The following is an 11,582-nucleotide window of genomic DNA, read 5'->3' on the forward strand; positions in this document are numbered from 1 at the left end:
ATGTTTGATGCGCCGGAGGAAGTCCGGCCAGAGAATGCACCTGCTTTCACAGAGCTCACAGACTCCGTGGAGATCAAGCATGTGGACTTCTCTTATGTGGAAGGCAAGCCTATCCTCAAATACGTATCTATTTTAGCCCCTAAGGGGAAGATGACGGCTGTTGTTGGCCCGACTGGATCAGGTAAGACGACCATTATGAACCTGCTGAATCGCTTTTACGATGTGGACAGTGGCAGCATTGAGTTTGACGGTCGCGACATTCGAGACTATGAGCTGGATAGCTTACGGAGTCATGTGGGCATTGTCTTGCAGGATTCGGTGCTCTTTAGCGGCACGATTCGGGACAATATCCGCTTCGGTGTGCCAGATGCCAGTCAGGAGATGGTCGAAACGGCTGCGCGTGCGACCCATATCCATGACTATATCGAAAGTCTGCCTGACAAATACGATACTCTGGTGGATGATGATCAGAATATCTTCTCAATTGGGCAGAAACAGCTGATTTCCATTGCCAGAACCCTGCTGACGGATCCGCAAGTCTTGATTTTGGATGAAGCGACTTCTAATGTCGATACGGTAACAGAGAGTAAGATTCAGCAAGCCATGGAAGCCGTTGTGGCTGGCCGAACTAGCTTTGTCATTGCTCATCGCCTCAAGACTATTCTAAATGCAGACCAGATTATCGTCCTCAAAGATGGAGAGGTCATTGAACAGGGCAATCATCACCAGCTCCTAAAACTCGGTGGCTTCTACTCGGAACTTTATCACAACCAGTTTGTCTTTGAGTAGCTGGTTGGTTTTGCAGCTGGATAATCAGCCAGGCTTTTAAAATATTAGATAGAAAAGTTAAAAAATCCAGCAGGTTTCTGTTCCTGCTGGATTTTTAATTAACATAAAAGTAGTGATTATTTCACATGTTTAGCCAGATCCTCTTGGGTCTTTTTATTGGATTCCTCTTTTTCTTTTTTCCACTTTTCTTGGGCCTTTTGATAGTCTTTAGTCGTGACAATCTCATCACTGATTTCCACGTATTTATGATAGTTGGCATCTTTTGTACCTGTCTGAGCATAAGAGTTTGTAAATGGTACAATCCGAGAAATGAACGGTGCTGCTCCTCTGCTGCTCATAGTTGGCACAACGAGGGCGCTATCTGTCAGCCATGCTTGAGCTGCAGCATATTTTTCATAGCGCTTGTCAACATCTTGTGTTTCGTTTCCGGCCTCTTCGATCAGCTTGCTGTACTCATCTAGTCCTACAGCTTTAGCAGCAGCATTGTCTTTGTCTTCAAATCCAAGGTAGGTTCTGGTCTGAGTGCTGTTACCTGGCACTAAAATGTCCAGGTAAGTAGATGGATCTTGGTAGTCTGGATCCCAGGCAACGAGACCGTTGATATCCCAGTCTTCCTGGCTAGCAGCTTCAGCATTGAAGGTGATGTTTAGTGCTTCGTCCTCAGCCAGCATCTGTAGGTCTACAGAGACATTGTCCTTTCCTAACGCCTCTTCTAATGATTGTTTCAGAGATTGCATACGGTTGACGAAGTTAGTAGAATTCTGAGCGACAGGAACATCTAGGTGAATTGGGAATTGTACGCCTTCATCTGCAAGAGCCTGCTTGGCTTTGGCAAATTCCACCTTGGCTTTGTCAGTATTGTGGAGACCGTCTTGGCCGTCATCTAGCTTGATACCTTTCCACTCGTCACCATAGGAAGCCAGTGATTCTTCGACCAGAGTGCCAAATTCCTTGCCATTGGCTTGAACAAAAGTTGGCGGAACAAAGAGATTACGGACAGCTGGCTTGGCTGCATCTTCTCCATTGACCTGAGCTGAATAGCTTTCGCGGTTAAGGGCAAAGGCTAGAGCTTGGCGGAAATCCTTGTTCAGCAGAGCTTTTTTGGTAGCTTCTTTTTGTTCATCGCTGGTTTTAGAAGTGTGGTTATAACTTTGACGGTCAATGTTAAAGCTGATTAGACCGACCCCCGCTCCTGCTTCTGTCATGAAGATATTATCTTTGTATTTCTCGGCGATTGAGGAATAACTGGAAGTGGCTGGGTAGAGTCTTGCCAAACTGTAGCCGCCATCTCCGAAGGTCCGCGCTAATGAATCTTGGTCAGAACCATCGTAGTAAGACAGTTTGACACCATCAATCTTAACCTTGTCCTTATCCCAGTAGTTAGGGTTCTTCTCAAATTCGACAGAGGATTTAGAAGTAATGGATTTCATGATAAATGGACCGTTATACAGAATGGAGTCGGCTTTGGTTGCCTGACCGAATTCCTTGCCTTGCTTTTCTAGGAAGGCCTCGTTGACCGGCATCATAACACCTGATGTTGTTTTAGAGTTCCAGTAGGTTTCAGGCTTGTTGAGTGTATATTGAACCGTATGATCGTCCAGTGCCTTAACTCCAACAGCTGAAAAGTCCTTGTTGGTACCAGCTGCATATTCACTCAGCCCCTTGATAGAATCTTGGATAAGAGGGAGAGCGTCTGATTTGATATCAGCAGCATGTTTGATACCTGCCACAAAGTCCTGAGCCGTGACATCTGCGTATTCTTCGCCATCAGCGGTATACCACTTGGCATCTTTGCGCAGCTTATAGGTATAGACGAGACCATCTGGAGAGACTGTCCAATCTTCTGCGATAGACGGAGCTAAGTTTCCATATTTATCATTTTCCAGCAAGCCATCTACACCATTTGTAGTCAGCTCGTGGGTAGACTCCTTTGCCGACTGGATGTAGTCCAAAGTTGTTGGATCAGACGTAAAGACATAGCTGTAGATTTTTTTGCTGGATTGGGAACTTCCGCCTCCAGAGCAAGCTGTAAGTAAGCCGACAGAGAGCAGAGTGAGCCCTGCGGCAAGAAGAATATTTGATTTTCTCATAGGGACCTCCAAGTCATGAGTTTTTACACTGCTTATTATAACAAATTTCTGTCAAAAGTAAATAATTTTCTGACAATTCTGAAATGCTTTTCTAAATTTTAAAAAAGAGATTTATACTGTTGCATATTCTGATAAAAAATTTTTATAACCAGCATTAAAAAAATCTATTGGACGGCTTCGCAGAGGAGTGGTAAGATATACTATATCAAAATAAGGGGGAATCACGGTATGTGCAGAACAATTGTTGGAATTTCAGCCAATCTTTGTCCAGTAGATGAAGCTGGAAAGAATATTCACACCTCTGTTTCACGCAAGTTTGTGGACGGCGTACGAATGGTTGGTGGCCTGCCAATGGTGATTCCCGTTGGAGATAAAAGTTTAGTTCAAGATTATGTAGAAACGATTGACAAGCTGATTTTGTCAGGCGGGCAAAATGTTCATCCGCAGTTTTATGGGGAAGAAAAGACCATTGACAGTGACGACTACAATATTGTTCGCGATGAGTTTGAGTTGGCACTCTTGAAAGAAGCCCTGCGCCAAAACAAGCCAGTCATGGCCATCTGCCGCGGTCTGCAGTTGGTAAATGTTGCTTTTGGCGGAACTCTCAATCAGCATATCGAAAATCACTGGCAGGGCTTGCCATTTGGTACTTCGCACTCCATTCGTACGGAGAAAGACAGCGTTGTGGAGCGTTTGTTTGGTCAGGCTAGTCAGATTAATTCGGTCCATCGCCAAAGCATCAAAGACTTGGCACCTAATTTCCGCGCGACAGCCTTTGACCCCAGAGACAATACCATCGAAGCGATTGAATCGGTTGACAATCATCGTATCATAGGCCTTCAATGGCATCCAGAGTTTTTAATAAACGAAGAAAAAGGCAATTTGGAGCTGTTTCAGTACCTTTTGCAAGAGCTGTAAAAAATTATTTCATTTTTTCAAGTTACTTTTAGGAAAATTTAAGATAAGTGTTCTATACTAAGACCATAAACAAAGACCTCCTAACTTTGTTTAGAAATCCTAAAACTTTTCTTTTTCATAATAATCTCCCTATAAGAACCGCCCAATTGGCGGTTTTTTTGCTGGAAAGGCTGAGAAATCTGGATTTTCAACAATTTGATGTCTTTTATGTTATAATGAGTCACAAGTAGGCCGAGCGAATCGGTCGGTAGATGGAGGAAGAGAGATGTCAAGAGCGGAGCGAGTTATTTTAACAAATATGTGTATGGTTTACGATGGAGATCGCATTTTAGTGCAAAATAAAGTAAATGACGATTGGACCGGTCTTTGCTTTCCAGGTGGCCATGTTGAAAATCGTGAATCCTTTGTCAAATCAGTGATACGGGAAATCAAGGAAGAAACGGGTTTGACTATCTATGAGCCTCGCTTGTGTGGTGTCAAGCAGTTTTATACTGAAAAAGATGAGCGCTACATCGTTTTTCTTTACAAGACCAATCGTTTTGAAGGAGAGCTAGTTTCATCCGACGAAGGCGAGGTGTTCTGGATTAACCGTGAAGATTTTGACAGCTACTCGCTGGCTGTGAGCTTTAAGGAAATGTATCAAGTTTTCACATCAGATTTGACGGAGCAGTTTACCTATCTGGATAATGGAGAGATCATCAGAGATCTATACTAGGGAGAATCGCCAATCGGCGGTTTTTTTGCTTGTTCTTTGCGAATTTAGTATAATAGGGACAGCAAAAATAGAAAAGAGAAATACATGAAAATTCGAGGATTCGAGCTGGTTTCCAGCTTTACAAATGAAGATTTGCTGCCTAAGAGAGAGACAGCTCACGCAGCTGGCTACGATTTGAAAGTGGCAGAGCGCACCCTCATTGCGCCAGGGGAGATTAAGTTGGTTCCGACTGGTGTCAAGGCCTATATGCAGCCGAGCGAGGTGCTTTATCTTTACGATCGCTCATCCAACCCTCGTAAAAAAGGCCTGGTTTTGATTAACTCCGTTGGGGTCATTGATGGCGACTACTATGGCAATCCTGCAAACGAAGGGCATATCTTTGCTCAGATGAAAAACATCACAGATCAGGAAGTTGTTCTTGAAGTTGGCGAACGTGTAGTGCAGGCTGTCTTCGCACCTTTCTTAATTGCGGATGGAGATGAGGCAGAAGGCGTGCGGACCGGTGGATTTGGATCGACAGGGAAATAGAGTAAGAAAATGGGAGACTATTTATTAGTTGTAGATATGCAGTCAGATTATGTTGCTGCAGGAAAAGCATATGATAATGAAGCATTGACTGCGGCTGTAAATGACAAAATTGCTAGCTATCCTAGCGACCGGGTTATCTATATTCTCAACCGTTTTTTCTGGGAGAGAAAAGATAGGAAGAAGAAATTTGCGACTGGTTTGCAGGTTGTATCTTCTCGCATCTTTGAGAAGCGTCGGGCTTCTTGCTTTACTAATCCGGATTTAAAAGATTTTTTAGAGGGAAACGGTGCTAAAAGCATAGAGTTTATAGGGGTAGATGGCAATGGCTGTGTCAAGGCTTCCGTTTTGGCAGCTGTCAAGGAGAATTATCAGGTTTCCATCGATTTGTCTGCTGTCGGAGTTGCCAACCAGAAGAAATTCTCTAAAACACTGAAGCAATGGCAAGATTGCGGAATCAAGATTAGATAGCTTTATGAGGACATTAATATGAAAATCATTTTTATCCGCCACGGAGAGCCAGATTATTCACTTTTGGAAGAGGCTGGTTACACTGGCTTTGGACTAGATTTGGCTCCCTTGTCGGCTGCTGGTCGTCGGATGGCGACAGAGGCAGCTGCTAATCCTCTGCTGGAACAGGCGGAAATTCTGATTTCATCTTCTGTGACGCGAGCTTTGGAGACGGCTTCCTATTTGATTCGAAACCGCCAACTGCCGTTTTTTGTGGAGCCTTTGCTGCATGAATGGCAGGTATATGAGAGTGGGATAGAAAAGTTTGAGCAGGCTCGGGAGTTGTTTTTTGAAAATAATGGTTGTCTCCCTGCAAGAAGTCCTGTCCAGTATGAAACGGCTGAGCAGATGAAAGCCCGCTTTTTCAGTGCCTTAAGCAAATACAGAGACTACGAGACGGTAGCTCTTGTAGCCCATCGCATGCTCATCCGCCAGTTTGTAGCTGATCAGCAGATTGATTTTTGCCAGTTTGTTGAATATGAACTGAAGTTTTAATGTTTCGTCGTAAAAAGAATCTTATATAAAAGGATTTTGAGATAGAAGAAAATATGAAAGAATTTAAGAACAAGGATTATGCAACAGAAATTCGTCAGAAAATTCCAGGCTACGATGTGATGCTAGATGTGATTTTCCGAGGAGTATTGCTTAGGTTAGCACCCAGTTTAAAAGTCGACAAGGTGTTAGCTTTGGCAAGCCAGACGGCTGAGTTGAATGGTTTGGCATCCTTATTTCCTAAGGCCGGATTGACGGTAGTAGAGCCAGGTGAGGCGATGCTGCAAGAGCTTAAAAGACAGGTTCATCTGCCTCAAGCGGAGTATCTTAATAGTCGATTTGAAGAAGCAGTGCTGCCTTCTGCTTATCAGATTTGTTCTTGCTTGCTAGTGTTGCAGTTTGTTGAAAAGCCCAGCTTTTTTCTTCGAAAAATTTATGATTCTTTAAGTGAAGATGGCCTTCTGATTCTTAGCTTTTTTTCCAACCAGCAACTAGGCTATTGGAAAACACTTGCTTCAGAGCTAGGAGCCAATCAGCAACAAGTTCAGCGTACTTATGAGAATCAAACTGGTTTGATGAATTCCCTCTCGCCTCAAGAAGTTGCAGGCCTGCTAGAAGAGGCTGGCTTTACTAATATAGAGCAGGTGTGTCAGGTTTTATCTACTTTTGTTTGGATTATTAGAAAATAAGGAGAATCACCATCGCTAAGAAAAAAACGACCTTTGTCTGTCAAAATTGTGAATATCATTCGCCCAAGTATCTCGGCCGCTGTCCTAACTGTGGCTCTTGGTCTTCTTTTGTTGAGGAAGTAGAGGCTACTGAAGTCAAGCATGCCCGTGTTTCCTTGACAGGCGAAAAGACCCGGCCCATGAAGCTGGCTGAGGTCACTTCGATTGATGTCAATAGGACCAAGACGGAAATGGATGAGTTCAACCGTGTGCTGGGTGGTGGAGTCGTGCCTGGCAGTCTGGTTCTGATTGGTGGAGATCCTGGTATCGGGAAGTCCACCCTGCTATTGCAGGTATCCACTCAGCTTTCTCATCAGGGCACCGTTCTCTATGTCAGCGGGGAGGAATCAGCTGAGCAGATTAAGCTGCGGGCGGAACGCCTCGGTGATATTGACAGTGAATTTTATCTCTACGCCGAGACCAATATGCAAAATATCCGCACAGAGATTGAAAAGATTAAGCCGGATTTTCTGATTATTGACTCCATTCAGACAGTTATGTCGCCGGAAATTTCCAGTGTCCAAGGCTCCGTCTCTCAAGTCCGAGAGGTGACAGCCGAGCTCATGCAGCTGGCCAAGACCAATAATATCGCGACCTTTATCGTTGGTCACATGACCAAGGAAGGAACCTTAGCTGGTCCTCGGACGCTAGAGCACATGGTGGATACCGTGCTTTATTTTGAGGGCGAACGTCAGCACACTTTCCGTATCTTGAGAGCAGTCAAGAACCGCTTTGGCTCAACCAATGAGATTGGTATTTTTGAGATGCAATCTGGTGGGCTAGTTGAGGTTGTCAATCCAAGTGAAGTCTTTCTGGAAGAGCGTCTGGACGGCGCGACAGGTTCGTCTATTGTCGTGACCATGGAAGGAACGAGGCCGATTTTGGCAGAGGTGCAGGCTTTGGTTACACCGACCATGTTTGGCAATGCCAAGCGAACCACGACTGGACTGGACTTTAACCGAGCCAGCCTCATCATGGCGGTTCTGGAAAAACGGGCGGGGCTCCTTCTGCAAAATCAAGACGCCTACCTCAAATCAGCTGGTGGTGTCAAGCTAGATGAGCCGGCCATTGATTTGGCGGTGGCGGTAGCCATTGCTTCCAGCTACAAGGATTTGTCTACAAATCCCCAAGAGTGCTTTATTGGTGAAATTGGCCTGACTGGAGAAATTCGCCGGGCTAATCGCATCGAGCAGCGCATCAACGAAGCAGCAAAGCTGGGCTTCACTAAAGTCTACGCTCCTAAAAACTCTCTGAACGGCCTCAAAGTTCCAGACAATATCCAAGTCATTGGTGTGACGACGATTGGGGAAGTTTTAAAGAAGGTATTTTCTTGATTAAAGTAGTATTGCGAAAAGTTGTTGTGCGTGCTATAATATTGCTAGAAAAATAGGATTTGTCTGGAAATTCCTATAAGTTGTTTTTCCAGATTTTTTAGGAGGATAATCAACCATGGTAGATCATCGTATGAATGTTTCTATTACCAACAATGCTCAATTTCCCTTGGCGGAGATTGCCTTAGATGCATCAGAGTCTGTTCGTATTCAGACTGGGAGCATGATATATCACACCCCCAACGTTGTCTTGAATGCTAAAGTGAATGCAGAGTCTCAATCAATCTTTGGCATGGCAATCCAAGCTGTGGGCCGTTCTATGGCTTCTGGCGAAGGAGTGTTTATCACTGAAGCAACTGCTCAATCAAATAACGGTCGTCTAGCCTTAGCGCCTAATGTACCTGGTCAGATTGTTGCTCTGGAACTAGGTGAAAAGCAATACCGCCTGAATGATGGAGCCTTTCTGGCTATGGATGGTTCTGCCTCTTATACTTTGGAGAGGCAGTCGGTAGGTCGAGCTCTCTTTGGTGGCCAAGGAGGCTTTTATGTGATGAGTACCCAAGGTCAGGGGACACTCTTGGTAAATTCCTTTGGCTCGATTCAAAAGGTAGAGTTGCATAATGATAGGATAACGATTGACAATGCTCATGTAGTAGCATGGAACCGAGAGCTGGAATATGATATTCATTTAGAAAATGGTTTCTGGCAGTCCATGGGGACTGGTGAAGGAGTGGTCAATACTTTCTATGGAACTGGGGAAATTTACATCCAAAGTCTCAATATTGAAACCTTTGCAAATGTTCTTCGCCCACACCTGAATATTGATAATTCTTGAAAATTTCTAGGAGAGACTCGGGCTGTCTCTTCTTTTTTGATGCTTCAGTTTTCCTTTGTCCAAAATATATGAAAATGTTATAATCAAGTCATAATAAGAAGGAGGCATTTCTTATGCGATTTTCTATGGACAGTAATATGCAGTTTCCTTTGGTTGAGTTGTCGCTCAATCAAGGTGAAACCGTCTTTATCCAGCGTGGCAGCATGGTCTACCACACGCCTAATGTGACCCTGAATACCCAGCTAAATGCAAGCGGTTCTGGCTTGGGACGTTTTGTCAAGGCTGTAGGACGGTCAATGGTTTCTGGTGAAAGTACCTTTATTACTCAGGCTGTTGCCCAGTCTGATAATGGCTACCTTGCTTTAGCGCCAGATTCTCCTGGTCAGGTTATTCCTCTTCAGCTAGGCGAAAAACAATACCGGCTCAATGACGGTGCCTTTCTTGCCCTTGATGGTACGGCTTACTATACCATGGAGCGCCAGTCTGTCGGCAAGGCTATCTTTGGCGGGCAAGGCGGTCTCTTCGTTATGACGACCCAAGGTCAAGGCACTCTTTTGGCTAATGCCTTTGGTTCTATTAAGAAAATTGAGCTTCATAACCAAGAAGTAACAATTGACAATGCCCATGTAGTAGCTTGGAGCCAGTCTTTGAATTATAATATCCATTTAGAAAATGGCTTCTGGCAGTCTATCGGAACGGGTGAAGGAGTGGTCAACACCTTCCAAGGTACTGGTGAAGTCTATGTGCAAAGTCTCAATCTTCAAACCTTTGCAGGCTCACTCAGCAAGTTTATTCCAAGAAGCTCATAAGAAATAAAACTAGGATAGAAGATCAGGCTAGATGCTGGATTTGACTGTCCTATTTTTTTGTAACAAAGTCGAGAACTGACAAATAACAGAAAAGATGGTAAGATAATATAAAATTATTTGAATATCAAAGTACCAGTAAGGGGAAAGAATGTCATATTTTGAAAACTTTATGAAGGCCAATCAAGCCTTGAAAAGGCAACGGCCGCCTTTATGATTTAGCTGTTAGCACCATCGGATGCTAACTCGTTCGTGGCATTTTTGGCGGATTAAAGAAACGTTAGGAGAATAAAGTGACAATTACTATAAAACCTTATCAGAAATTGGATAAAGAGGCTGTTTTAGAATTATCAATTCAAGCTTGGTCTCCAGTTTTTCCAAAAATGGAAAAAGGAGTTCCTAAGTTTGTTTATGATAATTTTTATCCTCAAGGGTGGGAAAAAAGGCAAATCAATGATCTAACAGCAGTCTTAAATGAAGAGAGTCAGTTTGTCTGGTTAGCTTTTCTGGAGGAAGAATTAGTCGGATGGATTCACATTCGCTTGCACCCTGAGGATAAGATGGGTGAGATTTATATCCTAGCTGTTGCTCCAAGATATCAGCGTCAAGGTATTGGAAAAGCGCTCATGACCTATGCTTGTGATCAGATTAAACAAAAAGGAATGGAAATGGTCATGGTTGAGACGGGTGGTGATCTAGGTCATGCACCGGCTCGTAAAACCTATGAGAACTTTGGTTTTGAACAATGGCCCGTTGCTCGCTACTTTAAGAAGTTATAACTCACGGCTCTTTGTCAACTGTAGTGGGTGATAAAAGCTAGCACAGAGAGCAGTTCATATAGGTTCTCTCTTTTTTGAAGTTAGGGAAGTTCTAAAGCCAAAACCTAGTATGATAAGGTTAATCCGTTTGAACATCAAATAATATAATTAGTCAGGAGTCAAAATGTCATATTTTGAAAACTTTATGAAGGCCAATAAAGCTTATGTTGATCTGCATGGGACAGCGCATTTGCCCATTAATCCCAAGACCAAGGTAGCTATCGTGACCTGTATGGACTCTAGGCTACACGTGGCTCAGGCTCTGGGACTGGCACTAGGAGATGCCCATATCTTGCGCAATGCCGGCGGTCGGGTAACAGAGGACATGATTCGCTCGCTGGTCATCTCCCAGCAGCAGCTAGGAACGCGGGAAATCGTGGTTTTGCATCATACAGACTGTGGGGCACAGACCTTTAAGAATGAGGATTTTACGGCCTATCTTCATAAAGAGCTAGGTGTCGATGTCAGTGATCAGGACTTTTTGCCCTTTACAGATGTAGAGGAAAGTGTGCGCGAGGATATGGCCTTGCTGAGGCAGTCACCGCTAATCCCAGCTGATGTAAAAATCTCAGGCGCGGTTTATGATGTAGATACTGGTCGAATGACAGAGGTGAAAAATAATGATTAATAATAAAAATGATGAACAAAAGGAAGAAATAAAGGAAGAAACAAATCGGTTTATAAAATTTTTAGTAGAGAGTTTTGAGTTAGACAAGTCTGTTTATGCTATTATAACTTCTAGTCAGGTTGATCAAAAGTGGACTACTTGGAAATTTCTTACCTATACTTTTGTGTTGACACAGAATCCTGTTGATGCGCATACTCGACCATGGGAAAAAGAGTCGCTTAGTTGCAATACTTTTGATTATTTTAAACAAAGAGTTTTTCAATTAAATCTCTCCGATGAGAATGGTATTTTAGACTTTCTTAAGAGACTAAGTTTATTAGATCCTACGAGCAAAAGTCTTGAATATGAAACTAGCTTTAAGGATTAAAAGAAAGTCAATTTCTTTGTCTGCGCATCA

General features: G+C 43.5%; 14 protein-coding genes. 13 read left to right on the top strand and 1 reads right to left on the bottom strand.

The annotated features are described in order from the left end of the window. Positions 1 to 789: an ABC transporter ATP-binding protein gene (locus tag J1C91_RS01065; protein ID WP_376739339.1), complete on the top strand. Its 789-nt coding sequence runs from the start codon at positions 1 to 3 to the stop codon at positions 787 to 789. A gap of 116 nt (positions 790 to 905) precedes the next feature. Here the strand turns inward: J1C91_RS01065 and J1C91_RS01070 are convergent, their stop codons facing one another. Then, positions 906 to 2,879, bottom strand: coding sequence for a peptide ABC transporter substrate-binding protein (locus tag J1C91_RS01070; RefSeq protein ID WP_002908589.1), 1,974 nt, complete (start codon positions 2,877 to 2,879; stop codon positions 906 to 908). 228 nt (positions 2,880 to 3,107) lie between these two features. Between J1C91_RS01070 and J1C91_RS01075 the strand changes: the two genes are divergently transcribed. The 12 genes from J1C91_RS01075 to J1C91_RS01130 all read left to right on the top strand — a co-directional run bounded on the left by J1C91_RS01075 (position 3,108) and on the right by J1C91_RS01130 (position 11,552). Then, on the top strand, positions 3,108 to 3,797 hold the full coding sequence (locus J1C91_RS01075) for a gamma-glutamyl-gamma-aminobutyrate hydrolase family protein (RefSeq protein ID WP_002893948.1): 690 nt from the start codon (positions 3,108 to 3,110) through the stop codon (positions 3,795 to 3,797). A 265-nt stretch (positions 3,798 to 4,062) separates the two neighbouring features. Then, a complete protein-coding gene (locus J1C91_RS01080; RefSeq protein WP_048777328.1) occupies positions 4,063 to 4,512 on the top strand; it encodes an 8-oxo-dGTP diphosphatase in 450 nt (149 codons plus the stop codon). An 84-nt stretch (positions 4,513 to 4,596) separates the two neighbouring features. Then, on the top strand, positions 4,597 to 5,040 hold the full coding sequence (locus J1C91_RS01085) for a dUTP diphosphatase (RefSeq protein ID WP_002908591.1): 444 nt from the start codon (positions 4,597 to 4,599) through the stop codon (positions 5,038 to 5,040). Between the two features lie 9 nt (positions 5,041 to 5,049). Continuing rightward, positions 5,050 to 5,508 carry a cysteine hydrolase family protein gene (locus J1C91_RS01090; RefSeq protein WP_002908592.1) on the top strand — a complete coding sequence of 153 codons (459 nt, stop codon included), beginning with the start codon at positions 5,050 to 5,052 and terminating at the stop codon, positions 5,506 to 5,508. Positions 5,509 to 5,526: 18 nt separating this feature from the next. After that, on the top strand, positions 5,527 to 6,042 hold the full coding sequence (locus J1C91_RS01095; protein WP_002908593.1) for a histidine phosphatase family protein: 516 nt from the start codon (positions 5,527 to 5,529) through the stop codon (positions 6,040 to 6,042). 53 nt (positions 6,043 to 6,095) lie between these two features. After that, on the top strand, positions 6,096 to 6,728 hold the full coding sequence (locus J1C91_RS01100) for a methyltransferase domain-containing protein (protein ID WP_002908594.1): 633 nt from the start codon (positions 6,096 to 6,098) through the stop codon (positions 6,726 to 6,728). Positions 6,729 to 6,733: 5 nt separating this feature from the next. Next, entirely contained in the window at positions 6,734 to 8,101 is a 1,368-nt protein-coding gene (gene radA / locus J1C91_RS01105; RefSeq protein WP_125438876.1) for a DNA repair protein RadA, read from the top strand. A 115-nt stretch (positions 8,102 to 8,216) separates the two neighbouring features. Next, entirely contained in the window at positions 8,217 to 8,933 is a 717-nt protein-coding gene (locus J1C91_RS01110; RefSeq protein ID WP_002908595.1) for a TIGR00266 family protein, read from the top strand. Between the two features lie 113 nt (positions 8,934 to 9,046). Beyond that, positions 9,047 to 9,742: a TIGR00266 family protein gene (locus tag J1C91_RS01115; RefSeq protein WP_002908599.1), complete on the top strand. Its 696-nt coding sequence runs from the start codon at positions 9,047 to 9,049 to the stop codon at positions 9,740 to 9,742. A 290-nt stretch (positions 9,743 to 10,032) separates the two neighbouring features. Continuing rightward, positions 10,033 to 10,518 carry a GNAT family N-acetyltransferase gene (locus J1C91_RS01120; RefSeq protein WP_002908601.1) on the top strand — a complete coding sequence of 162 codons (486 nt, stop codon included), beginning with the start codon at positions 10,033 to 10,035 and terminating at the stop codon, positions 10,516 to 10,518. 163 nt (positions 10,519 to 10,681) lie between these two features. Next, positions 10,682 to 11,185, top strand: coding sequence for a beta-class carbonic anhydrase (locus J1C91_RS01125; protein ID WP_002908603.1), 504 nt, complete (start codon positions 10,682 to 10,684; stop codon positions 11,183 to 11,185). Beyond that, on the top strand, positions 11,178 to 11,552 hold the full coding sequence (locus tag J1C91_RS01130) for a hypothetical protein (RefSeq protein ID WP_002911558.1): 375 nt from the start codon (positions 11,178 to 11,180) through the stop codon (positions 11,550 to 11,552). Before J1C91_RS01125 ends, J1C91_RS01130 begins: the two co-directional genes overlap by 8 nt. Positions 11,553 to 11,582 lie beyond the last annotated feature (30 nt).

The sequence above is a fragment of the Streptococcus sanguinis genome, from assembly GCF_050222175.1.
Classification (GTDB): domain Bacteria; phylum Bacillota; class Bacilli; order Lactobacillales; family Streptococcaceae; genus Streptococcus; species Streptococcus sanguinis_M.